At 73.2% G+C, this 22,451-nt stretch carries 21 protein-coding genes and 3 tRNA genes; 11 read left to right on the top strand and 13 right to left on the bottom strand.

Annotated elements, in window-relative coordinates; genetic code table 11:
• Positions 1-336: 336 nt before the first annotated feature.
• The 4 genes from ACPCUX_RS03585 to ACPCUX_RS03570 all read right to left on the bottom strand — a co-directional run bounded on the left by ACPCUX_RS03585 (position 337) and on the right by ACPCUX_RS03570 (position 3,198).
• Positions 337-1,476, bottom strand: coding sequence for a hypothetical protein (locus tag ACPCUX_RS03585; RefSeq protein WP_423388171.1), 1,140 nt, complete (start codon positions 1,474-1,476; stop codon positions 337-339).
• Between the two features lie 622 nt (positions 1,477-2,098).
• Positions 2,099-2,175: transfer RNA gene (locus tag ACPCUX_RS03580), tRNA-Val, on the bottom strand.
• Between the two features lie 128 nt (positions 2,176-2,303).
• On the bottom strand, positions 2,304-2,801 hold the full coding sequence (locus ACPCUX_RS03575; RefSeq protein WP_034655440.1) for a peroxiredoxin: 498 nt from the start codon (positions 2,799-2,801) through the stop codon (positions 2,304-2,306).
• Entirely contained in the window at positions 2,785-3,198 is a 414-nt protein-coding gene (locus tag ACPCUX_RS03570) for a DUF3052 domain-containing protein (RefSeq protein WP_031316633.1), read from the bottom strand. The genes ACPCUX_RS03575 and ACPCUX_RS03570 overlap by 17 nt, the downstream gene beginning before the upstream one ends.
• Before the next feature lie 431 nt (positions 3,199-3,629).
• Between ACPCUX_RS03570 and aceE the strand changes: the two genes are divergently transcribed.
• Entirely contained in the window at positions 3,630-6,392 is a 2,763-nt protein-coding gene (gene aceE, locus ACPCUX_RS03565) for a pyruvate dehydrogenase (acetyl-transferring), homodimeric type (RefSeq protein WP_034655442.1), read from the top strand.
• An 85-nt stretch (positions 6,393-6,477) separates the two neighbouring features.
• Here aceE and ACPCUX_RS03560 read toward each other — a convergent pair whose 3' ends face one another.
• Positions 6,478-7,164 (bottom strand): hypothetical protein, encoded by a 687-nt coding sequence (locus ACPCUX_RS03560; RefSeq protein ID WP_034651756.1) that lies wholly within the window; start codon positions 7,162-7,164, stop codon positions 6,478-6,480.
• Between the two features lie 119 nt (positions 7,165-7,283).
• Between ACPCUX_RS03560 and ACPCUX_RS03555 the strand changes: the two genes are divergently transcribed.
• The 5 genes from ACPCUX_RS03555 (at position 7,284) to ACPCUX_RS03535 (ending at position 12,362) form a co-directional block, all read left to right on the top strand.
• On the top strand, positions 7,284-8,483 hold the full coding sequence (locus ACPCUX_RS03555) for a PucR family transcriptional regulator (protein WP_034651758.1): 1,200 nt from the start codon (positions 7,284-7,286) through the stop codon (positions 8,481-8,483).
• A gap of 131 nt (positions 8,484-8,614) precedes the next feature.
• A complete protein-coding gene (locus ACPCUX_RS03550) occupies positions 8,615-9,604 on the top strand; it encodes an ACP S-malonyltransferase (protein ID WP_423388170.1) in 990 nt (329 codons plus the stop codon).
• A complete protein-coding gene (locus ACPCUX_RS03545) occupies positions 9,601-10,608 on the top strand; it encodes a beta-ketoacyl-ACP synthase III (RefSeq protein ID WP_034651764.1) in 1,008 nt (335 codons plus the stop codon). Before ACPCUX_RS03550 ends, ACPCUX_RS03545 begins: the two co-directional genes overlap by 4 nt.
• A 163-nt stretch (positions 10,609-10,771) precedes the next feature.
• Complete coding sequence (locus ACPCUX_RS03540) at positions 10,772-11,020, top strand: acyl carrier protein (protein WP_021482065.1); 249 nt, start codon at positions 10,772-10,774, stop codon at positions 11,018-11,020.
• Positions 11,021-11,117: 97 nt separating this feature from the next.
• Positions 11,118-12,362, top strand: a complete 1,245-nt coding sequence (locus ACPCUX_RS03535) for a beta-ketoacyl-[acyl-carrier-protein] synthase family protein (RefSeq protein WP_034651767.1) — start codon at positions 11,118-11,120, stop codon at positions 12,360-12,362.
• Positions 12,363-12,474: 112 nt separating this feature from the next.
• Here the strand turns inward: ACPCUX_RS03535 and ACPCUX_RS03530 are convergent, their stop codons facing one another.
• From ACPCUX_RS03530 to ACPCUX_RS03520, 3 genes are all read right to left on the bottom strand, one after another.
• The gene (locus ACPCUX_RS03530) at positions 12,475-12,975 is read right to left on the bottom strand and encodes a DUF3145 domain-containing protein (protein WP_021481145.1); all 501 of its coding nucleotides are present in this window, start codon (positions 12,973-12,975) and stop codon (positions 12,475-12,477) included.
• Between the two features lie 168 nt (positions 12,976-13,143).
• Positions 13,144-13,629 carry a peptide deformylase gene (gene def / locus ACPCUX_RS03525; protein ID WP_021481144.1) on the bottom strand — a complete coding sequence of 162 codons (486 nt, stop codon included), beginning with the start codon at positions 13,627-13,629 and terminating at the stop codon, positions 13,144-13,146.
• Positions 13,630-13,696: 67 nt separating this feature from the next.
• Positions 13,697-14,503 carry a DUF1206 domain-containing protein gene (locus ACPCUX_RS03520; RefSeq protein WP_249355963.1) on the bottom strand — a complete coding sequence of 269 codons (807 nt, stop codon included), beginning with the start codon at positions 14,501-14,503 and terminating at the stop codon, positions 13,697-13,699.
• Positions 14,504-14,645: 142 nt separating this feature from the next.
• Here ACPCUX_RS03520 and ACPCUX_RS03515 point away from each other — a divergent pair, with 142 nt between their 5' ends.
• Positions 14,646-15,764, top strand: coding sequence for an acyltransferase family protein (locus tag ACPCUX_RS03515; RefSeq protein ID WP_423388169.1), 1,119 nt, complete (start codon positions 14,646-14,648; stop codon positions 15,762-15,764).
• Here ACPCUX_RS03515 and ACPCUX_RS03510 read toward each other — a convergent pair.
• On the bottom strand, positions 15,737-16,096 hold the full coding sequence (locus ACPCUX_RS03510; protein ID WP_198163054.1) for a DUF488 domain-containing protein: 360 nt from the start codon (positions 16,094-16,096) through the stop codon (positions 15,737-15,739). The two genes, ACPCUX_RS03515 and ACPCUX_RS03510, sit on opposite strands and share 28 nt — an antisense overlap.
• Before the next feature lie 51 nt (positions 16,097-16,147).
• Positions 16,148-16,221 (bottom strand) — tRNA-Ile (locus ACPCUX_RS03505).
• 58 nt (positions 16,222-16,279) lie between these two features.
• On the opposite strand from ACPCUX_RS03505, the gene ACPCUX_RS03500 reads away from it, so the two are divergent.
• Complete coding sequence (locus tag ACPCUX_RS03500; protein ID WP_137281090.1) at positions 16,280-16,795, top strand: hypothetical protein; 516 nt, start codon at positions 16,280-16,282, stop codon at positions 16,793-16,795.
• Between the two features lie 55 nt (positions 16,796-16,850).
• A tRNA-Asn gene (locus tag ACPCUX_RS03495) sits at positions 16,851-16,923 on the top strand.
• 198 nt (positions 16,924-17,121) lie between these two features.
• Here ACPCUX_RS03495 and dnaG read toward each other — a convergent pair.
• Together dnaG and ACPCUX_RS03485 are read right to left on the bottom strand one after the other, a co-directional pair.
• Complete coding sequence (dnaG, locus tag ACPCUX_RS03490; RefSeq protein WP_354805387.1) at positions 17,122-19,068, bottom strand: DNA primase; 1,947 nt, start codon at positions 19,066-19,068, stop codon at positions 17,122-17,124.
• Positions 19,069-19,077: 9 nt separating this feature from the next.
• Complete coding sequence (locus tag ACPCUX_RS03485) at positions 19,078-20,040, bottom strand: helix-turn-helix domain-containing protein (RefSeq protein ID WP_423388168.1); 963 nt, start codon at positions 20,038-20,040, stop codon at positions 19,078-19,080.
• A 96-nt stretch (positions 20,041-20,136) separates the two neighbouring features.
• Here ACPCUX_RS03485 and ACPCUX_RS03480 point away from each other — a divergent pair, with 96 nt between their 5' ends.
• Entirely contained in the window at positions 20,137-20,589 is a 453-nt protein-coding gene (locus ACPCUX_RS03480) for a VOC family protein (RefSeq protein ID WP_061268625.1), read from the top strand.
• 21 nt (positions 20,590-20,610) lie between these two features.
• Here the strand turns inward: ACPCUX_RS03480 and ACPCUX_RS03475 are convergent, their stop codons facing one another.
• Positions 20,611-21,900, bottom strand: coding sequence for a deoxyguanosinetriphosphate triphosphohydrolase (locus tag ACPCUX_RS03475; RefSeq protein WP_051027575.1), 1,290 nt, complete (start codon positions 21,898-21,900; stop codon positions 20,611-20,613).
• A gap of 113 nt (positions 21,901-22,013) precedes the next feature.
• Here ACPCUX_RS03475 and ACPCUX_RS03470 point away from each other — a divergent pair, with 113 nt between their 5' ends.
• The gene (locus ACPCUX_RS03470) at positions 22,014-22,445 is read left to right on the top strand and encodes a hypothetical protein (RefSeq protein WP_363371086.1); all 432 of its coding nucleotides are present in this window, start codon (positions 22,014-22,016) and stop codon (positions 22,443-22,445) included.
• The last annotated feature ends 6 nt before the right edge of the window (positions 22,446-22,451 follow it).

The raw sequence follows: 22,451 nt of genomic DNA, 5'->3' as shown, positions 1-22,451 counted from the left end.
CTCCCACACGCCTTCCTGGCTGCTCAAGGACAGGTCACCCGACGGAAGGCGTCGGGTTCCTCCAGAAGGAACCGAGCGCACACCTGCTGGCCCACGCGCACTCTGGCGACACCGAACAAACCGAGCTCCGGTCGCCTATACCGCACGACCACCGAGTCGCCGTCGACCGCGACGCCCTTGCCATCACCCAGACGATCGGGGCTCACCAGTCCTGCCTGGTCACGGCGCTACAGCTTGGCTTCTCCCCCCACCGAGGGGCTCTACGAGTAAGGCCTACACCTTCGCGCGGGGAGAGCTGAGACACTAGCGAGGCACGCCGACGTGCCGGCTCTGCATCTATCTTGCGAATCGGGCAAAGAGATCTCCACGCAGCCCGTTAGCCCGCCAGGCGATCTCCGCCATCTCTTCGCAGAAGCGGAGCCGCCCCAGTGTGTCCCAAGTGAGATCACGATAGTCTGCGGCCAAGCTGTCAAGGTACTTCCTACGCTCGGCCCAAATATACTCCGCCGAGAGGTCCGGGTCGTCCTCGATCAGATCGGTCGGGCAACTGTGCTGCCACCTGATCCTAACCTTCTCGACCTCGCCGTCCGAAATAAAGTGGAGTCCACTCCTCACATATTCTGCCAGCGATTCACCGTGGTAACGCGCGGGAACCATGGCGAAGCTCTCCCGATAACTACAGACACGACTCAACTCTCGACCCCACGCGGCGAGAGGGTTTAGCTTGCCACAAATCTCGTCAATCTGCTCGAACGCGCCGTCCAGCTCGACGGACCGGAAGACACGGCCCGCCCCAACGTTCGGTTCATATCGATCGGGACAGTCCGAACCGCATGCGAGATGGTACTCGTCGGGATCCACGGCGAGGGCTCGACCCACCCGCCCGTTGATCCAGTCTTCTGCGAGGTCGAGTTGCCACGCGACTCGGTCACACGCGCTCTCCAACTCGTTCATCCCAAAATATCCGATTCGGCCAAAAGGCTCTGACAGCGGCGCGATCGACTCGAGCGCCTGCCTGTTTCGACCCTCCTGCACGTGTCTCCTTGCGGAGATGCGGTCAGACAGCAGCCCTTTGAGCACGACGACGCCGACCGCGACGACGACACCGACGATTGTGACCACGTTCGTGAAGAACTGGTTCGTCCACACCACGTCACGGGCGAGGTCGTTGAATGCCGCCAAGGCCCCCGAGATTGCGTCCGGATAGACGGTGGCCACGCTGGCCGTCAGGAGCAGCAACCCCCACGGACGAACCATGAAGGAGACGGATCGCTTCGCCAGCTTCGCTAGCGCGCCGACCGCGCCGAACACGCCACGCGCAAGAAATCGACACAAGCGCACCAGTCCTCGCGCACCGTCTCCGGCAAAATCCGCATCTCGCGGCTCCGGCCCTCTGGAGCGGGTGATGCCTGAAAGAAGGCGAAGCCTCCCACATGCCCTATCGAACCCGGCGAGTGCGCGCTCCGTGGACTTCATCGACTGAAACGAGCCCGAGCGTGCCGCCCACTTCCCTATACGCCGCGCTATGTCAGGAATACAAAACCAGAACTCAGACCAGAGCCACGCCACAACGACGGCCTCGAGGGCATAGACGACAACCACGACCAACAGATACTGCCACCCGGATTGCTCGAATCCACCCTGTTCTGCATAGTGGCGAGCGGGCCATGAAGCATGGTCCAACATGGAAGAAATCCACTCAGGCAACGCATCCCCCTGCCATTCTCTCCCGACTGGCGGTCGACGCCGGTCGGTCTTGGGGGCAAGCTAACAGGCGCCTCCAACATCACGATCGGACGGGGTGTCGAGCAGCCCTGCTTGTATGTAGCGCGCGTCGGCGGCTTCACTGCAATGCGCCGCATCAGCGCCGTGAGGTCGATCGCCGAAGCTCAGCCGGAGTCGGGGTGGAACCCGCACGCCTGTGGACCGCCGGCTCGTGCAACGGATCGACGTCGTGCCCGGCGGGTGTCGTCGTCAGAAGGATCTAGCTCCCGGCCAGGTACCTACCCCCGGGTCTCCCCGATGGGTCCAGCGGGGTGCCGCGCTGAGAACCAGCTACTTGCGAGGCAACGGGTATCTCGTCGAACGGACGGCCCGGTGGTGGGCCCGGAGGGACTCGAACCCCCGACATCCACGGTGTAAGCGTGGCGCTCTAACCAACTGAGCTACAGGCCCTGGAACAGCGGAGCACAGCCTACCGGCTCGACACCCCGCCATCGGCCACACCGCGGTGCGATGCCCGAGACGAAAACCGTCGTCGGCCCTCCGCCCGGCGATGCCCCACCGCGCGCGGCGCGCCCGCGTCAAAGCTGTTCGAGCGCCCGTCGGTAACCGTCGAGGTCACGACGCTGCCCGCGCGGGTTCACGACCGACCACCGCACGATCCCGTCGGCGTCGAGCAGGAACGACCCGCGCAGCGCGAGGCCGTTGTCCTCGTCGAGGACGCCGTAGGCCCGCGCGACGTCCCCGTGCGGCCAGAAGTCGGAGAGCAGGTCGAACTCGAAGCCCTCCTGCGCCGTCCACGCCTTCTGCGCGAACACGGAGTCGCACGAGATGCCGAGCAGGGTGACGCCGGCCGCCTCGAACTCCTCGAGGTTGTCGCGCAGCTCGCACAGCTCGCCCGTGCAGATCCCCGAGAACGCGAAGGGGTAGAACACGAGGAGCACCGGCCCACCCCGCAGGTCCGCGAGGTGGACGGGCGTGCCGTGGGTGTCCGGCAGCGTGAAGTCGGGCGCCGGGTCGCCCGGACCGGGCGGCGTCGTGCGCCCGGTCGTCGCGGCGTCGTCAGCGACCGCGGCCACGGGTCCCGAGCTTCGTCGCGGACCAGTCGGGCGCGATGGCGAACGTGCTCGTCGCGTGCAGCCCGGCCGTGGTCGCGGCCTCCTGGATGTCGTTGTGGCCCACGTGGCCGGGCCGGCCGGGCTTCGGGGTGAGCACCCAGATGAGACCGCCGTCGTCGAGCACGGTCTGGACGTCCACGAGCAGGTCGGTGAGGTCGCCGTCGTCCTGGCGGAACCACACGACCACGCCGTCCGTGACGTCGTCGTAGTCCTCGTCGACGAGCTCGCCGCCGACGAGCTCCTCGAGCTCACCGCGCAGGTCGTCGTCGACGTCGTCCGCCCAGCCGAACTCCTGGACCACGTTGCCGGGCGCGAACCCCAGTCGGTCCGCCCCGCTGGGCCCTACGGTGTCGGTCACTGTCGTGTCGTTCCTTTCCTCGTCCTGTCCGTGCGGTGGGCCGTCGCGCGCGCCCGGGCGGGCGCCCGCGCGCACGACGACCTGCCGTGTCTGGCAAAGGTAGCCCACCGCAGGGTGCGGTGCTTGGCAAGGCACCGCCCACGGACGGCCGTCGCGCGGGTCGTCGGCCGTGGCCGGGCACGGCCGGGCGGCCGCACGACGGCGGCGCGCACGCCGTCCGGCCCGTGTCGCCGAAATCACGCCCTCTTGACCACCCGATGGTGTGACTTACGCGCGCGTTGTGAACACAATGGGTAGACCACCCTGGTCTCGTGAAGAGGCGCGGTCGCCACCAGCGGCCGCGGCCGCGTGCCCGGAGTGGGCCCGAGACGGGTGTCGGCCGTGTACCGCGCGGCCGAGCGCCCGGCATCCGACGAGATATGAGGTTGCTGGTGGCTTCGTACGACGAGACCGGACCGCTGATCAACGGTCTGCTCAGCCAGGTTCCGGACTTCGACCCCGCCGAGACCGGCGAGTGGGTCGAGGCCCTCGACGGCCTGATCGACGACCGCGGGGGCCCGCGCGCCCGCTACGTCCTGCTGAACCTGCTCAAGAGGGCCCGGGAGCGCAACGTCGCCGTCCCGACCTCCCTGACCACCCCCTACGTGAACACCATCGGTGTGCACGAGGAGCCCTACTTCCCCGGCGACGAGGCGCTGGAGCGCCGCTACCGCTCGTGGATCCGCTGGAACGCCGCCGTCATGGTGACGCGGGCGCAGCGGCCCGGCATCGGCGTCGGCGGCCACATCTCCTCCTACGCGTCGGTGGCGACGCTGTACGAGGTGGGCCTGAACCACTTCTTCCGCGGCAAGGACCACCCCGGCGGCGGCGACCAGGTCTACTTCCAGGGCCACGCCTCCCCCGGCGTGTACGCGCGCGCGTTCCTCGAGGGCCGCCTCTCCGCGGACCAGCTCGACGGGTTCCGCCAGGAGAAGTCCCACCCGGGCGGCGGCCTGCCGTCGTACCCGCACCCGCGGCTCATGCCCGACTTCTGGGAGTACCCGACCGTCTCCATGGGTCTCGGCCCGGCGAGCGCGATCTACCAGGCGTGGACGGACAAGTACCTGCACAACCGCGGCATCCGTGACACGGAGCAGCAGGACGTGTGGGCGTTCCTCGGCGACGGCGAGATGGACGAGCCCGAGTCGCGCGGCATGCTCCAGCTCGCGGCGCAGCAGCAGCTCGACAACCTGACCTTCGTCGTGAACTGCAACCTGCAGCGCCTCGACGGCCCGGTGCGCGGCAACGGCAAGATCATCCAGGAGCTCGAGGCGCAGTTCCGCGGCGCGGGCTGGAACGTCATCAAGGTCATCTGGGGCCGCGAGTGGGACGTCCTGCTCAACGCGGACAAGGACCGCGCCCTGGTCAACCTCATGAACGTCACGCCCGACGGCGACTACCAGACGTACCGTGCGGAGTCCGGCGCGTTCATCCGCGAGCACTTCTTCGGCCGCGACCCGCGCACGAAGGCGCTCGTCGAGAACATGACCGACGACGACATCTGGAACCTCAAGCGCGGCGGCCACGACTACCGCAAGATCTACGCGGCCTACGCGGCGGCGCGCGCCCACACGGGCCAGCCGACCGTGATCCTCGCGCACACGGTCAAGGGCTACGCGCTCGGGCCGTCGTTCGCGGGCCGCAACGCGACGCACCAGATGAAGAAGGTCGGCCTGGCCGACCTCAAGGCGCTGCGCGACTCCCTGCGGATCCCGATCACGGACGAGGAGCTCGACGCCAACCCGTACGAGCCCCCGTACTTCCACCCGGGCCCCGACGCGCCGGAGATCCAGTACCTGCTGAACCGTCGCCAGCAGCTGGGCGGGTTCGTGCCCGAGCGCCGCTCGTCGCCGAAGCCGATCACCCTGCCCGGCGACAAGTCCTACGAGATCCTCAAGAAGGGCTCGGGCCAGCAGGAGATCGCCACGACGATGGCGTTCGTCCGCCTGCTCAAGGACCTCATCAAGGACAAGGAGTTCGGCAAGCGCGTCGTGCCGATCATCCCCGACGAGGCCCGCACGTTCGGCCTGGACTCGATCTTCCCGTCGGCGAAGATCTTCAACACCCAGGGCCAGCACTACCTCGCCGTGGACCGTGAGCTCATGCTGAGCTACAAGGAGTCCGAGGCCGGGCAGATCATGCACACGGGCATCAACGAGGCGGGCTCCGCGGCCGCCTTCCAGTCGGTCGGCACGTCCTACGCCACGCAGGGCGAGATCATGGTGCCGTTCTACATCTTCTACTCGATGTTCGGCTTCCAGCGCACCGGCGACCAGTTCTGGGCGGCGGGCGACCAGCTCACGCGCGGCTTCATCATCGGCGCGACCGCGGGCCGCACCACCCTCACGGGCGAGGGCCTGCAGCACGCCGACGGCCACTCGCCGCTCCTCGCAGGCACGAACACCGCGATCGTCCAGTACGACCCGGCGTTCGGCTACGAGATCCGGCACATCGTGCGCGACGGCATCGAGCGCATGTTCGGCCCCGGCGAGCACGGCGTGGGCGCGGACGGCCGCGACCAGAACGTCATGTACTACCTCACGGTGTACAACGAGCCGATGGTCCAGCCGGCCGAGCCGGAGGACGTGGACGTCGAGGGCATCCTCAAGGGCATCCACCGCATCTCCGTGGGCGAGGGCGACGGGCCGCGCGCCCAGATCCTCGCGTCGGGCGTCGGCGTGCCGTGGGCGCTCGAGGCGCAGCAGCTCCTGCGGGAGGACTGGGGCGTCGCGGCGGACGTGTGGAGCGTGACGAGCTGGAACGAGCTGCGACGCGACGCGCTCGCCGCCGACCAGGCCGCGTTCCTCGACCCGGCCGCGCCCGCGCGCGTCCCGTTCGTCACGGAGAAGCTCTCCGGTGCCGAGGGGCCGTTCGTCGCGACGAGCGACTACGACCACCTGGTCCCCGACCAGATCCGCAAGTGGGTCCCGGGCGACTACGAGGTGCTCGGCGCCGACGGCTTCGGGTTCTCGGACACGCGCGCGGCGGCCCGCCGGCACTTCAAGATCGACGGCCCGTCCGTCGTCGTGCGCACGCTCCAGGCGCTCGCCAAGCAGGGCAAGGTCCCCGCGGACGCGTCGGCCCGGGCGATCGAGAAGTACCGCCTGATGGACGTCACCGCCGGCACGTCCGGCAACGCGGGCGGCGAGGCCTGACGGCCACCGCCTGAGACGACGACGGCCGGTCACCCCGCGGGGTGACCGGCCGTCGTCGTCTCCGGAAGGTGCCGGACGCCGTAGGTCAGGTCCCGGCGCGGTGCTGCTCGGCCTGGGCGACGGCGCGCTCGAGGTCCGCGCGCAGCGGCGCGACGCCCCGGGGGTCGCCGTACTCGACGAGCGACTCGAGGTGATGGCGGGCGTCGAGGGGCCGGTCGGCCTCGATGGCCGCGAGGACGAGCTGGCGCCCGACCTCGGCCTCGTGCTCGCGGGCGCGCCAGTGGCCGACGCCGAGGCCCAGCGCCTCGACCGGCAGGCCCGCCGTGCGCAGCACCTCCATGGACTGCGCGAGCGCGTGCCCCGAGGGGTCGCGCTCCGCGGCCGTCGCGAAGCGGCGCAGGGCCGCCTCCGGGTCGTCGTCGAGGGAGAGGCGGCCGAGCTCCACGAGCGGGTACCACCCACGGGGGTGCCCGGCGAGCTCTTCGGCGAGCGCCCAGACCGCGAGGTCGGCGGCGCGCTGCTTCTCCGTCTCGTCCGCCGGGGCGGCGAGCGGGTCGTCCGTGGTCGGTCCCTCCGCGGCGCGACGGCGGACCAGCTCCGCGAGCGCGCGGAAGGCCCGCTCGTCGTTGGGGTCGTCGACGAGCATCGCCCGCAGCGCGTCCTCGTGGACCGTGTCGCCACGCTTCTCCCCGGACCGTGGGCGGCGCGTGCCGACGGTCGACGCGGACGTCGGCCGACGCATGAGCTGTCGAAGTCGGGGCATGAGTGCCATTCCCCGACCCTAGCGGGTCGTCCGGGTGCTCACCCAGCGACCCGGTCCCCCGGCGACCCGGCGGCCGCCACGGCGCACGCTTTGTGGACTGTCCACAACCCCGGCCGTATGCTCGGCGCGTGACGGCCACCCCCAGGACCCCGGCGACCGCGCCGACCCCGACGAGCCCGGCCGGCAACGCGGACAACCTCCAGCGCCTGCGCGACGGCAGCGGCCTGCTCATGTCCGCCGCGCTGCGCCGGCTCGACGACGAGATCCGCTGGTACCGCGAGCTCCCGGCCGAGGACCGCTCCTACGTGGGTCTCGTCGCGCAGTCCGGCATCACGGCGTTCGTCACGTGGTACGCGGACCCGCAGGCCCCGCCGCACGGCGTGAGCGACATCTTCGCCGCGGCCCCGCCCGAGCTCACGCGCTCGATCTCGCTCCAGAACACGCTCCAGCTCGTCCGCATCGTCGTCGAGGTCGTCGAGGCGTACTCGGACCAGCTCGCGGCGCCGGGCGGCGAGCGCGACCTGCGCGAGGCCGTGCTGCGCTACTCCCGGGAGGTGGCGTTCTCCGCGGCCGAGGTCTACGCCCGCGCCGCGGAGGTCCGCGGCGCGTGGGACGCGCGCCTGGAGGCCCTCGTCGTGGACGCGCTCATCCGCGGCGACGGCGACGACTCGCTGCGGTCGCGCGTCTCGGCGCTCGGCTGGGGCGGCCACGGCTCGACGCTCGTCATGGCGGGCACGATCGCCGCGACGCTCGACGAGGTCCGGACGGCGGAGCTGCGCCGGGCGACGCGCCGCGCGGCGGGCGACGCGCTCGTGGGCATCCACGGCGACCGGCTCGTCCTCGTGCTCGGCGGCGAGGGCGACCTCCAGGCCGCCGCGGCGTCGCTCCTGCCCCGCTTCGGCCCCGGCCCGGTCGTCATCGGGCCGACGGTCCCCGGGCTGGAGGAGGCCGCGCGCTCGGCGCAGGCCGCGCTCGCGGGGCTGCGGGCCGCGCCCGCCTGGCCGCAGGCCCCGCGCCCGGTGCTCGCCGACGACCTGCTCCCGGAGCGCGTCCTCACCGGTGACACCACGGCGCGACGCACGCTCGTCGCCCAGGCGTACCGCCCGCTCGCCGAGGCGACGGGCTCGGTGCTCGAGACGCTGTCCGCCTACCTCGGCACGGGCCGGTCGCTCGAGGCGGCGGCCCGGTCCCTGTACGTGCACCCCAACACCGTGCGCTACCGCCTGCGCAAGGTCTCGGAGATCACCGGCTGGGACCCGCTGGACGCCCGCGAGTCGTTCGTGCTGCAGGTCGCGCTCGCGCTCGGGCAGCTCTCGACGGTCCGCTGAGGAGCCGGGCGCCCCCCACGCCCCGCGAGCTCCCCGCCCGCGACGCCTTGTAGGTTCGGCACAACCACCCTCCGCAAGGTTGGTGCGCGTCGTGACGTGGCGCACGGCCCTCGCGTTGGCACAGTTGACGGGTGCTCGCCGTCTTGTGCCCTGGACAGGGCTCCCAGTCCCCCGGAATGCTCGCCCCCTGGCTCGAGCTGACCGGCGTCGCCGACCAGGTCTCCGCGTTCGGCGAGGCCGCGGGCCTCGACCTGCGCGCGCACGGGACGGAGTCGGACGCCGACACGATCCGTGACACGGCCGTCGCGCAGCCGCTCATCGTCGCGTCGTCGCTCGTCGCGCTCCGCGTGATCCTCGACGGGCGCGACACCGCCGACGTCGTCGACGTGACCGCCGGGCACTCGGTCGGCGAGCTCGCCGCCGCGGCCGTCGCGGGGGCGCTGACGGACACCGGCGCCGTCGGGCTCGTCGCGCACCGCGCGCGCGCCATGGCCGCGGCCGCCGCCGCCGCGACGCCCACCGGCATGAGCGCCGTCGTCGGGGGCGACCCGGAGGAGGTCCTCGCCGCGATCGAGGCGGCCCACCTGTGGCCCGCGAACGTCAACGGCGGCGGGCAGGTCGTCGCCGCCGGCGCCCTCGACCACCTCGCCGCCCTCGCGGAGAACCCGCCCGCGAAGGCGCGCGTCATCCCGCTCCAGGTCGCGGGCGCCTTCCACACGCCCTTCATGCAGCCGGCGCTCGAGGAGTTCGAGCCGGTCGCCGCGTCGTGGGACGTCGCCGACCCGCGCCTGCCGCTCCTGTCCAACGCCGACGGCGAGTCCTACGGGACCATCGACATCGAGGGCAGCACGTACGGCAAGGCGCGCGACGTCGTCCGCCGCCTCACCGCGCAGATCGCGGCGCCCGTGCGCTGGGACCTGTGCCAGGAGACCCTCGCGGAACTCGGCGTCACCGCGCTGCTCGAGCTCGCGCCCGGAGGCGTCCTCACGGGTCTCGCCCGCCGCTCGCTCAAGGGCGTCGAGGCCGTGGCCGTGAAGTCGCCCGACGACGTCGAGGCCGCTCGCGACCTCGTCGCCCGACACTCGGTGGCGGCCGGCGCGGCCACGGGCGTCGACGCGTGAGCGGCGCGACCCTGCGCCAGGCCACCGGGCCGGCGCACTCGCGCATCCTCGCGATCGGCGGGGTGCGCGGCGAGAACGTCGTGACGAACGACGACATCGCCGGCCCGATCGACTCCTCCGACGAGTGGATCCGGCAGCGCACCGGGATCGTCACGCGGCGTCGTGCGGGCGCCGACGTCGACGTCCTCGACCTGTCCGAGGCCGCGGCGCGCGACGCGCTCGCCCGGGCGGGCCTCCAGGGCGCCGACGTCGATGCGGTGATCGTCTCCACGGTCACGTACTTCCACCAGACCCCCGCCGCCGCGGCGGTGCTCGCGGAGCGCCTCGGCGCGACGCCCGCCGCCGCGTTCGACGTCTCCGCCGCGTGCGCGGGCTACGCCTACGCCATCGCGCAGGCCGACGCCCTCGTGCGTGCCGGCATCGCGACGCACGTGCTCGTGGTCGGCGCGGAGAAGATGAGCGACTTCATCGACCCGACCGACCGCTCGATCTCGTTCCTCCTGGGCGACGGCGCCGGCGCCGCGATCGTCGGGCCGTCCGACACCCCGGGCATCGGCCCGACGGTGTGGGGCTCCGACGGCGGCAAGGCGCAGGCGATCCGCCAGACGCACGCGTGGTCGGACCTGCGCGAGGACCCCTCGCTCGGGTGGCCCACGCTGCGCCAGGACGGTCAGAGCGTGTTCAAGTGGGCCGCGTTCCAGATGGCCCCCGTCGCCGCCAAGGCGATGGCCGAGGCCGGGGTCGCCCCGGCCGACATCGGCGCGTTCGTGCCGCACCAGGCGAACATGCGGATCATCGACCAGATGATCAAGCAGCTCGAGCTCCCCGCGTCCGTCGCGGTCGCCCGGGACATCGCGGAGACCGGCAACACGTCGGCCGCCTCGATCCCCCTCGCGACCCGGCGCCTGCTCGACGAGGGGCAGGTCCGCTCCGGCGACCTCGCCCTCCAGATCGGGTTCGGCGCCGGGCTCGTCTACGCGGCGCAGGTGGTCGTGCTGCCGTAGGGGAGAATCACCCTGGACGGACGGCCGCCCTCCCCGCGGGGAGGACCCACGCCGTCGGCGGACCCGTCCGTCGCGCGCACCGTCTGACGAAGTACCGCCCGGCACACCCACCGGGCACCGCCACCGGGACCGGTCGCCGCCGGCCCCACGACAAGGAGAAACCATGGCCTACACCGAGCAGGAAGTCCTCGCCGGCCTCGCGGAGATCGTCGCCGAGGAGACGGGTCTGCCGACCGACGCCGTCGCGCTCGAGAAGTCCTTCACCGACGACCTCGACATCGACTCGCTGTCGATGATGACGATCGTCACCCACGCCGAGGACAAGTTCGGGGTCCGCATCCCGGACGACGAGGTCAAGAACCTCACGACGGTCGGCGACGCCGTGTCCTTCATCACGGGCGCCCAGGCCTGAGCACGCCCCGCCTGCCTCGCAGGCCTGCGGGCGGGTCGGCGTCACCCACGCCGGCCCGCCCGTCCTCCCGCCCCCGCCGCAACCCCCGAGGAGCACCATGTCTGCCGCTACTGAAGTCGTCGTCACCGGCCTCGGCGCCACCACGCCGCTCGGCGGCGACGTGCCCTCCACCTGGGCCGCGGCACTGGCCGGCGAGTCCGGCGCGCGCACGCTCGAGAACGACTGGGCGGAGCGCTACGAGATCCCGGTGACGTTCGCCGCGACGATCAAGGTCGACCCGGCCGAGGTCCTCGCGCGCCCCGAGATCAAGCGCATGGACCCCTCCACGCAGTACGCGATCATCGCCGCGCGCGAGGCGTGGGCGGACGCGGGCAGCCCCGAGGTCGACGGCGACCGGCTCGGCACGGTCGTGTCGTCCGGCATCGGCGGCATCTGGACCACGCTCGACGGCTGGGACACGCTGCGGGAGCGCGGCGCGCGCCGCATGCTGCCCATGACCGTGCCCATGCTCATGCCGAACTCCCCCACCGCGTACGTCTCGCTCGAGCTCGGTGCCCGGGCGGGCGCCCACGCTCTCGTCTCCGCGTGCGCGTCCGGCGCCGAGGCGATCGGCTACGGCGTCGACATGATCCGCGCGGGCCGCGCGGACGTCGTCGTCGCGGGCGGCACCGAGGCCACGATCCACCCCATGCCGATGGCGGCCTTCGCCGCCTCGCGCACGCTCTCGCTGCGCAACGACGACCCCCAGGGCGCGTCGCGCCCGTACGACGTCGACCGTGACGGCTTCGTCATCGGCGAGGGCTCGGGCGTCGTCGTCCTCGAGAGCGCCGAGCACGCCGCGGCCCGCGGCGCCCGCGTCTACGCGCGCCTCGCCGGCGTCGGGCTGTCCTCCGACGCCTACCACATCACCTCTCCCGACCCGGAGGGGCGGGGCCAGGTCGCGGCGATGCGCCGTGCGCTCGAGGAGGCCGGTGTCACCGGACGGGACGTCGTGCACGTCAACGCGCACGCGACCTCGACCAAGGTGGGCGACCTCACCGAGACCCGCTCCATCCGCTCGCTCCTGGGCGACGACGCCGACCACGTGCTGCTCTCGGCCACCAAGTCGATGACCGGACACCTCCTCGGTGGTGCCGGCGCGCTCGAGTCGATCTTCACGATCAAGGCCGTCGCGGAGCGCCTCGCTCCCCCGACGATCAACGTGGCGAACCCCGACCCGGAGCTCCAGGTGCCGCTCGTGCGCGACACGCCCGCGCCGCTGCCGAGCGGCGACGTCGTCGCGATCAACAACTCGTTCGGCTTCGGGGGCCACAACGTCGCCCTCGCCGTGGCCAGCGTCTGACCGCACGCCACGACGACGCGAAGGGCGCCTCCCCGATCTCGGGGAGGCGCCCTTCGCCGTCCCTGCGGACGGGCGTTCGTGGGCAGTCGCTGCCGACAGGCGCGCGCGAGCGTCAGCCGACGCGGTGCAGCCAGCGCACCGGCGCGCCCGCACCGGCGTAGCGGAACGGCTCGAGCTCGTCGTCCCAGGCCTTGCCGAGCGCGAGGTGGAGGGCGTCGCGCATGGCCCAGGGCTCGCTCACCTGCTCGAGCGCGGCCCGGATCCGGTCCTCGGGCACGACGATGTTCCCGTGCACGTCCGTCTGGGCGTAGAAGATGCCGAGGTCGGGCGTGTGGGACCAGCGACCGCCGTCGACGCCGTGGCTGGGCTCCTCGGTCACCTCGTACCGCAGGTGGGACCATCCGCGCAGCGCGGAAGCCAGCCTGGCGCCCGTCCCCTGCGGCCCCTGCCACGAGTACTCGGCCCGGTAGAGGCCGCGCGCAGCGGGCTGCTCGGTCCAGTCGAGCGACACGCGCACGCCGAGGACGTTGCCCGCGGCCCACTCCATGTGCGGGCACAGAGCACGCGGTGCTGAGTGCACGTAAAGAACACCGCGGGTGATGGCACCGGCCATGTCTGCCTCCCTAGGTCGAGGTTTCGTCTTCCCCAACGTCCTCACCCAGGGCGGGTCCACAGCGCTCGCACCGATGTCGCGGCGTGTCTCGTGCTCATCTTGCACGACATCGCGCGTGCGCGCGAGAGATCGGGCGGGCGTGCCCGGGACCGACCGGGCACACCCGTGTCAGAGGTGCTCGCGCAGCTCGCGCATCGCCTTCTTGCGCACGGAGCGGTCGAGCCGGTCCAGGTAGAGCATGCCGTCGAGGTGGTCGCACTCGTGCTGGAGGCACCGGGCCATGAGCTCGGTCCCCTCGACCACGACCTCGTTGCCGTCGAGGTCGGTGCCGACCACGCGCGCGTACCAGGCGCGGCGCGTCGGGTACCAGAGGTCGGGGACGGAGAGGCAGCCCTCGTCGCCGTCCTGGTAGTCGTCGGACAGCTCGACGATGCGCGGGTTGAGCACGTACCCGATCTCGTCGTCGATGTTCCACGAGAACGCCCGGAGGTTGACGCCGATCTGGTTGGCGGCGAGCCCCGCGCGCCCCTCGTGGTCGACCGTCTCGACGAGGTCGGCGACGAGAGAGCGCACCCGGTCGTCGATGGTGGTGATCTCGTCGCAGGGGGTGCGGAGCACGGGGTCCGGGATGGTCCGGATCTCTCTCATCGCCATGGTCACCATTCTTCCATGCGCACGACGACGTCCGGCCGTCGTCCCCAGCCCCGCACCGGGGCGCGCGTCACATCCGCGCGTACCGCGCCCGCGCGAACGAGTAGAGCCCGTAGGCCGCGAAGCCCAGACCGACGGCGACGAGGAGCGCGACCCCGAACGGCTGCGCCGCGAGCGTGGCGAACGCGCTGTCGAGGCCGCCCGCCTGCTGCGGGTCGTGCTGGACCGCGGCCACGACGAACAGCACGCCCAGCACGCCGAGCGCGATGCCCTTGGCGATGTACCCGACGCGCCCGAGCGTCACCACGGCGCGGCCCAGGTGCCCGCTGGTCCCGCCCTGGAGGTCCTCGAGGAACTTCTTCCGCCACCCCTTGACGACGTGGTAGACGCCACCGGCGACGATGCCCACACCGACCGCGCCGACGAGCAGCACGCCGCCGGGCTTCTCCATGAGGGTCGCGGTCATGCTCTCCTCCTGGCCGGAGCCGCCGGCGGACCCGGTCACGACCTGGAGGGCGATCACCCCGAGCGCCAGGTAGAGGACGGCCTTGCCCGCGGCCTTGAGCCGGTCGGACGTCTCGGCCGCGCCGCTCAGCGCGACGGTGACCTGCCACAGGGCGAGCGCCGCGAACGCCACGACGGCGAACCACAGCAGCGCGGTGCCGCCCGGCGTCTGCGCGATCGCGGTGAGCGCACCGGTCTGGTCGGCCTGCTCGCTCGAGGCCGAGCCCGTCGCCACCTGCACGGCGAGGACGCCGACGACGAGGTGGAGCAGACCGCTCACCGCGTAGCCTCCGCGGGCCAGGAGCTCCAGGGTCTTGCTGCCGCGTGCGCCGCGTGCTGCCGCCTTGCCGGTCGAGCTCATGCTCGGTGCCACAGGACCTCCTCGGTCGTCGGGACGCCGCCCCCACCGCGCCGCCGGGTTCTCCGGCCCGCACACGGTGCCAGAACTGCGCACTCCGCGCACGCCGGACGGCGTTGCCAGGCGGCGTTGATCACGATTCGGTAACGTGCCGCGGATGCCCACGCAGAACCCCCGCCTCGCCGTGCTCGACGGACTCCGGTTCGCGGCAGCAGCTGCGGTGCTCGTCTACCACTTCGTCGCCGTCAACCACCACGCGTGGGGCGCGCGCACGAGCACCTCGCTCCCCGACGCCCAGGCCGTCACCGCCTACGGGTCCTTCGGGGTCCAGCTCTTCTTCGTCGTCAGCGGCTTCGTCATCCTCATGACGGCGTGGGGCCGCGACGTGCGCGGCTTCGTCGCGTCGCGCGCCGGGCGGCTCTTCCCCGCGTACTGGGCCTCGGTGCTGCTCACGGTGGTCCTGCTGGTGCTCGTCGTCCCCGGCCGGCGCGACGTCGACCTGCCGCAGGCGGCGGCCAACCTCACCATGGTCCAGCGCGCGTTCGGGATCCCCGACCTCGAGGCCGTCTACTGGACGCTCTGGTCCGAGCTGCGGTTCTACGTCCTCGTCGGCGTGCTCGTCGCCGTCGGCCTCACGCGGGCGCGGGTCCTCGCGTTCGTCGTGCTGTGGCCCGTCGCCGGCGCGATCGCGACCCAGACCGGCTCCGAGCTGGCCGCGACGGTGCTCGTCGCCCCCGACGCCCCGCTCTTCGCGGGCGGCATGGTGCTCTACCTGCTGACCCGCGAGCGCCGCTCCCCCGTCCTCTGGCTCGCGCTCGCGCTGAACGTGCTCCTCGGGGCGGCGCTCTCCGGGCGGATCCAGTCCGGCCGCATCGAGAACAGCACCGACGTCGTCGTCTCCCCCACCGCGTGGTGGGTCGCGATCGTCGTGTGCTTCGCGCTCGTCGCCGTGGCGACGCTCACCCCGCTCGCCCGCGTCTCCTGGGGCTGGCTCACCGCGCTCGGCGCCCTCACGTACCCGCTCTACCTCGTGCACTCGTCCTGGGGACGATGGGTCATCGAGTCCGTGCACCCGTACCTCTCGCGCGCCGCGACCCTCGCGGTGGCGGTCGCGGTGTGCCTCGCCCTCGCCTGGGTGATCCACCGCGCCGTCGAACGCCCGCTCGGGCCCCGGCTGCGCCACGCCCTCGACCGTGACCTGCGCCGCGACCTCGACCGCCCGGACCACGTTCCCGCGTCCCGGGGCGCTCAGGACGAGGCGCTCGCCGCGAGGTAGTCGCGCAGCACCACGGCCTGGTTGTGCTGCTCGTCCCTCGCCCCGTACACCAGCGTCACCACGGGGTGCTGCCCGACGACGTCCCGCAGCTCCGCGACCGCGTCGCCGTGGGCGTCGAGCTCGGCGCGGTACCGCTCGGCGAACTCGTCGAACAACCGCTCCTCGTGGTGGAACCAGCGCCGCAGGTCCGTCGACGGCGCCACGTCCCGGAGCCACAGATCGACGTGCGCCGCCTCCTTGCTCACGCCGCGCGGCCACAGGCGGTCGACGAGCACACGGAACCCGTCCTGCTCCTCGGCCGGCTCGTACACGCGCTTGGTCCGCACCGTCATGAGGCCATGACACCGCGCGGACGCTCGCGCCGCACGCGCGACGCGGAAGGGTGCCCCGTGCAGGACTTGAACCCGCGACCGAGAGATTATGAGTCTCCTGCTCTGACCAGCTGAGCTAACGGGGCGCGCGGGCGAGCATACCGCCCGTGCGGCAGGCGGTCGGAGAGCCGCTACGGTGGGGACGTGTCCTGGTTCCGCCGTCCCGCGCTGCCCGACCCTGTCCGCCGTGCGCTCGACCTCCCGGCCACCGATCGTGTCCTCGCGTCGGCGGAGCTCGCCGACGGGTCGTGGGCCGTCGCGACGCGGGCCGGGCTCCTCACGAGCGACGCCGGCGGGACGACCGTCGTCCGGCACCTCTGGTCGGACGTCGACCGGGCGGGGTACGACCCGGAGAGCGCGACGATCACCGTCTCGTGGGTCGACGGCGCCCCTCCCCTGGCCCTGCGCCTCGCCGACCCGCGCCGCACGTCGCTCGCGCAGACGCTGCGCGAGCGCGTGCAGTCGTCGGTCGTGCTCTCCGAGACCGTGACGTTCGCCGCAGGCCTCACCGCGCGCGTCGCCGTGCGGCGAGACGCGGACGGCGAGCTCTTCTCGCAGGTCGTCGCTGACCCCGGGCTGGACCTGACGGACCCGGAGGTCGAGGCCCGGGTCGACGCGGCCGAGGGTCGGGTCCGGTCGGCGTCCGGACTACCCCTCTGAGCCTGCTAGAGTTTTCCCCGGTCGCTGCGGTGCAAACCCCGACGGCCATGGTCGATCCCGCGTAGCTCAGCTGGCAGAGCATCCGACTGTTAATCGGACGGTCGTAGGTTCAAGTCCTACCGCGGGAGCCCTCAGGTTCGGCCCCGGATCGTACAGCGATCCGGGGCCGAGCCTTTTGCGTCTCCGGGACGAACCTCCGTCCGGCGCGGGAGCGTCCGACCTCTCCGAGCACCCGTCGACGCGTCCGCGCCGCTCGCGCGGGCCGGTCGTCTGCGGACACACCTCCGTCGGCGCTGGACGCCCCGGACCGACCGAGGCCGCCAGCGTCAGGCGATCTCGCCCTCGCGCAGCGTGCGGCGCTCGGCCTCGACGGAGAGGAGCGCGGCGAACGCCTCCTGGTACGCGGCGAGGTCGACCGACGGGTCGAGCCGCTGCAGCCGGCTCTTCGCGTCGGCGACGCGGCGGGTGAGGCCCAGATCGACGAGGCCGCGCACGACGCCCGCGACGTAGCCGCCGACGACGTTCTCCCGGTCCTCGGGCAGGGGCGCGACGGCGAGCTCGGTCACGAGGCCGCGCACGGGCTCGGCTGCCTGCTCGACGACGGCCTCGACCCAGTGCCCGGCGCCGAGCGACCTGCCCTCGCGCACGCCGCCCGCGGCGCGGATCGCGGCGTGGACGGCGCGCCACGCGGGGACGGCGAACGCGTCCTCGCCGAGGTCGTCGAACATCGGCGGCACGTGCTGGGGGTACTGGAGGACGGCGGCGAGCGCGAGTCGCTCCCGGCGCGCGACGGGGTCGCGCGGGTCGGGCAGGGGCAGCGCGGGGACCTCGGGCTCGGGCGGCCGAGCCTCGGCACCGGGGCGGGCGTCGTCGGGCCGGGAGGTCCGCACGGGCCCGGGTGCGCTGCCGCGCTTGGCGGCCGCGGCGACCTCGCGCCGGACGCGCTCCGCGTCGGTGCCGATCCAGCCGGCGAGCATGCGCGCGTACTCGGGCCGCAGCGCGGTGTCGCGGATGCCGGCGACGACGGGAGCGGCCGCGCGCAGGGCGCCGACGCGCCCCTCGGCCGTGTCGAGGTCGAACGACGCGAGCGTCGTGCGGATGACGAACTCGAAGAGCGGCTGGCGGCCGTCGACGAGCGCACGCACCGCGTCCGGCCCGCGCGCCATGCGCAGCTCGCAGGGGTCCATGCCGCTCGGCTCGACGGCCACGAACGTCTGGGCGTAGAAGCGCTGGTCCTCGCCGAACGCCCGCACGGCGGCCTTCTGGCCCGCGGCGTCGCCGTCGAACGTGAAGACGACCTCTCCCCCGACGGACGCGCCCGACGCGAGCTGCATGCCGCCGCCCGCGGTCGTGTCGCCGAGGAGGCGCCGCACGATGCGCGCGTGGTCCGAGCCGAACGCGGTGCCGCACGTCGCGACGGCGGTCGTCACGCCGGACAGGTGCGCGGCCATGACGTCCGTGTACCCCTCGACGACGACGACGCGCTTCTGCTTCGCGATCTCGCGCTTGGCGAGGTCGATGCCGTAGAGCACGTGCGACTTCTTGTAGAGCGTGGTCTCGGGCGTGTTGAGGTACTTGGGGCCCTGGTCCTCGTCGTAGAGGCGGCGCGCGCCGAACCCGATGATCTCGCCGGTCACGTCGCGGATCGGCCACATGAGCCGGCCGCGGAACCGGTCGTAGATGCCGCGCTGCCCCTGGCTCATGAGGCCGGAGGCGACGAGCTCCGCCTGCGTGAAGCCGCGGCCCTGAAGGTGGCGCTGGAGGTTGTCCCAGCCGGTCGGCGCGTACCCGACGCCGAAGTGCTCGGCGTCGGCCCGCTCGAAGCTGCGCTCGGCGAGGAACGCGCGCGCGGCCTGGGCGCCCGGGGCGAAGAGCTGCTCGGAGAAGTACTGGGCGGCGACACGGTGCGCCTCGAGCAGCCGCTGGCGGCGGCCGGGCTCCTCGCGGGGGCGCTGCGGGCCGCCGGAGTCCTCGTAGCGGAGCTGGATGCCGATGCGGTCCGCGAGGTACTCGACGGCCTCGACGAACGTCAGGCCGTCGATCTTCTGCACGAACGAGATGACGTCGCCGCCCTCGCCGCAGCCGAAGCAGTGCCAGCGCCCGACGCCGGGGCGCACGTGGAACGACGGCGAGCGCTCGTCGTGGAACGGGCACAGGCCCTTGAGCGAGCCGACGCCTGCGGTCTTGAGCGTGACGTGCGCGGAGACGATCTCGTCGATCCGCGCGCGGTCGCGGACGGCTTCCACGTCCTCGCGTCGAATCAGGCCTGCCACGAGGCGAGTCTATGCGCCCCGGGCCGGCCCGGCGGGTGCCCCGGCGGCGGCGTCCGTCACCCCGGCTCCGGTCCCCGCCGCCGCCCCCACGAGGGCCGCGCGCGACGCCGCGCAGCGGCGCGCGTACGCACCCGGGGTGACGCCCGTCGCGCGTGCGAAGTCCGCCCCGAGGTGGGCCTGGTCGTAGTAGCCGACGGCGGTCGCGAGCGCCGCGAGGTCCTGGCCCGGGTCCGCCGCCAGGAGGTCCGCGGCGAGGTGCACGCGGTGCCGCTGGAGCACCCACTTCGGGCTCACGCCGACGGACGCGGCGAACAGCCGCTGCAGCGAGCGCGCGGACGTGCCGACGACGTCCGCGAGGTCCCCCACGCCCGCCCCCGGCCCGAGCTCGCCGCCGACGAGCGCCGCGAACGCCCGCGCGACCCGGTCGAGGTCGCGCGTCGCGCGTGCGGTGCGGACCCACTCGGCTCGCGCGCGCAGCAGGGGCTCGACCGTCCGCGCGGCCTCCTCGTCGCGGCCCGCGACCGCGAGGGCGAGCGCCGCGGCGCCGGTGCGCTCCGCCGTCGGGCCGAGCAGCGCCGCGGCCGGGACCTGCACGCCCGGACGCACGGCGTCCGGGTGGCCGAGCAGCACCCGGAAGGCGCCCGGCCGGAGCTTGGTGCCGACGACGGCGCCCGACCCGGTCAGGGTGCGCTCGAACAGCCCGGGCGGGATCCCGTGCGCGACGTACCCCGACTTCTCGGCCACGACGTTCGCCACCGGGTGGGGCACGAGGACCTGGGTGAACTCCGTGCCGGGCGGCAGGTCCCACCGCACGACCCAGTGCCGCTCCACCAGGTCCGCGAGGTCGGGGGCGGGCTCGACGCGCACGAGCTCGAAGCCGCGGCGCGCGGCCGCGGGGTCGACGAGACCGCGGACGGACGTCGTCGGGCGCCGGGGCCCCGCGGGGGCGCCGGCACCGGCGGGTTCGAACACCTGTCGCATTCCTCCAAGACTGGCACGGCCCGCCGACACGAGCATGGGGGGACGGCCCGCCCCGGGTGGGCGGGGAACCACGAGGAGGAGGACACCATGGAGATGTCGGCACTGCACCCCAACGTCACGGTGAGCGGCGCGCGCGAGGCGATCGCGTTCTACGAGGCCGCGCTCGGCGCCGAGGTGGTCGACACGATCACGGCGGGCGACGCCGTCATCCACTCCGACCTGCGGCTCGTCTCCCCGGCGGGGACCAGCACGTTCACGGTCGCGGAGGCGTTCCCGCCGGACTCGGTCGCGCCGGAGCCCGGCGCCCCGACGCACGCGTCGTTCACCGTCCCGGTCGAGGACACCGACGCCGCGTACGCGCGGGCGCTCGCGGCCGGCGCGTCGAGCCTCGCGGAGCCGTCGGACTGGTTCGAGGGGTTCCGCCAGGCGGCGGTGCGCGACCCGTTCGGGCACCGCTGGTACTTCGCGACCGTCGCGGAGTCGGTGACGGCCGAGGACGTGCAGCGCGCGAGCGACGCGTGGGTCGCCGAGCGCGGCTGACCCGGCCCGTGCGCCCGCCGGTCAGGCGGGCGGGCGCACGAGGCGCGCGTGCAGCTGCATCGCGGAGACGTCGGTGAGCGACGCGACCTGGTCGATCACCACGCGCAGGCGGGCCGCGTCGTCGGGCGCCGCCTCCCAGTCCGCCGCGAACGACGGCTCGAGCGCGACGGGCGCGCGGTCGCCCAGGACGTGCACCAGGTCGGCGATCACCTCGCGCTGGCGCTGGTAGAGCGGCTCCTGCTCGCGCGGCGCCATGACGTACGCGACCGCGACGCCCTTGAGCACGAGGATCTCGGCGACCGTCTCGTCCGGCACGACGAGCCGCGCCGCGTAGCGCGTGAGCGGGCCGTCCCCGAACAGCGCGCGCGTCGCGTCCTGGGCCGCACCGGTGAACCGGCCGATGAGCTGGCTCGTGGCGTCCTTGAGCGCGGCGAGCGCGCGGCGCGACCCGTCGAAGCCGGTGACCAGGTGCCCGGTGCCCTGGAGCCGGGTGATCGCGGCGTCGAGCGCCGCCTCGTCGTACGCGGTGCCGTACCAGGAGTGGACGGCGCGCACGACGCGCGCGCGCTCGTCGGGGTCGTCGAGCACGGCGAGCTCGATGCGCCCGCCGACGACGGCGTCCTCGACGTCGTGCACGGAGTACGACACGTCGTCCGCCAGGTCCATGACCTGCGCCTCGAGGCACTTCACCTGCGCGGGTGCCCCGGCGCGCAGCCAGTCGAACACCGGGCGGTCGTCCTCGTAGACGCCGAACTTGTGGGTGGGCCGGCCGTCCGCGCGCAGCGGCGCCTCGCCCGCGCCCCACGGGTACTTGACGCTCGCATCGAGGCTCGCGCGCGTGAGGTTGAGCCCGTACGAGCGGCCGTCCTCCACGACCTTGGGCTCGAGCCGCGTGAGGAGGCGCAGCGTCTGCGCGTTGCCCTCGAACCCGCCGACGTCGACCGCGAGGTCCGCGAGCGCCCGCTCGCCGTTGTGCCCGAACGGCGGGTGCCCGAGATCGTGCGCGAGGCACGCAGTGTCGACGATGTCGGGGTCGCAGCCGAGCGCCTTGCCGATCTCGCGGCCCACCTGCGCGACCTCGAGCGTGTGCGTGAGCCGGGTGCGGACGAAGTCGTCGCTGCCCGGCCCGAGCACCTGCGTCTTGGCGCCGAGGCGGCGCAGCGCCGACGAGTGCACGATGCGTGCGCGGTCGCGCTCGAACGGCGTGCGGGCCCGGGACTTCGCGGACTCGACGAACCACCGCTCGGTGTCGGCGTCGGAGTACGACGCCGTGCCCTCCTCGCCGCGCGCCGGGCGCGGGCCGGTCCCCACGACCGCGGGGTCGAACGCCTGCTGCTCGAACGTCTGCACGGGCCCCAGCGTAACGACGCCGGTCGACACCCGGCGGACGGCGGGCGGGCCGCCGCGGGCGTACCCTCCGGCGTATGGGTGCAGCGCGTGCGCTCGAGCTGCGGGCCGTCACCGTCGACGGCCTGGTCGAGGTCGTCCCGTACGTGGACGGCCGGTCGCTCGTGGACGTCGTCGGACGGTTCGAGTCGGCGCGCGGGTACTCCCCCGCGGGCGCGTACGGCGGGCTGGTTCCCGCGTTCTTCCGCTACGGCGACGCCGCGCACCAGTGGTACGGGCGGGGTCGCGTGCCCGCGGGCGGGCGGGCGTGGGTGCTCGCGTGCGACTGCCACGAGGCGGGGTGCTGGCCGTTCGAGGTGGCGGTCGACGCCGACGCGAAGACCGTCACGTGGCGCGACCTCACGCAGCCGTTCCGTCCCGAGTGGGACTACTCCGCGCTCGGGCCGTTCACGTTCGACCGCGCGCAGTACGACGACGCGGTGCGCGCGGTCGCGCACCTGTTCGGCTAGGTGTGA

It is taken from the genome of Cellulosimicrobium sp. AB352 (assembly GCF_049538415.1).
In the GTDB taxonomy this organism is placed as follows: Bacteria; Actinomycetota; Actinomycetes; order Actinomycetales; family Cellulomonadaceae; genus Cellulosimicrobium; species Cellulosimicrobium funkei.
The sequence above is the reverse complement of the archived record's forward strand: the minus strand, read 5'-3'. Positions and strand labels throughout refer to the sequence as shown.

Excerpts from the sequence above, each read along its gene's own strand:
- ACPCUX_RS03560 (WP_034651756.1), bottom strand. The coding sequence starts at position 7,164 with ATGGCACTCATGCCCCGACTTCGACAGCTCATGCGTCGGCCGACGTCC.
- ACPCUX_RS03470 (WP_363371086.1), top strand. The coding sequence starts at position 22,014 with ATGGGTGCAGCGCGTGCGCTCGAGCTGCGGGCCGTCACCGTCGACGGC.
- ACPCUX_RS03510 (WP_198163054.1), bottom strand. The coding sequence starts at position 16,096 with ATGACGGTGCGGACCAAGCGCGTGTACGAGCCGGCCGAGGAGCAGGAC.
- ACPCUX_RS03530 (WP_021481145.1), bottom strand. The coding sequence starts at position 12,975 with ATGGCCGGTGCCATCACCCGCGGTGTTCTTTACGTGCACTCAGCACCG.
- ACPCUX_RS03480 (WP_061268625.1), top strand. The coding sequence starts at position 20,137 with ATGGAGATGTCGGCACTGCACCCCAACGTCACGGTGAGCGGCGCGCGC.
- def (WP_021481144.1), bottom strand. The coding sequence starts at position 13,629 with ATGGCGATGAGAGAGATCCGGACCATCCCGGACCCCGTGCTCCGCACC.
- ACPCUX_RS03585 (WP_423388171.1), bottom strand. The coding sequence starts at position 1,476 with ATGAAGTCCACGGAGCGCGCACTCGCCGGGTTCGATAGGGCATGTGGG.
- ACPCUX_RS03515 (WP_423388169.1), top strand. The coding sequence starts at position 14,646 with ATGCCCACGCAGAACCCCCGCCTCGCCGTGCTCGACGGACTCCGGTTC.
- ACPCUX_RS03540 (WP_021482065.1), top strand. The coding sequence starts at position 10,772 with ATGGCCTACACCGAGCAGGAAGTCCTCGCCGGCCTCGCGGAGATCGTC.
- ACPCUX_RS03535 (WP_034651767.1), top strand. The coding sequence starts at position 11,118 with ATGTCTGCCGCTACTGAAGTCGTCGTCACCGGCCTCGGCGCCACCACG.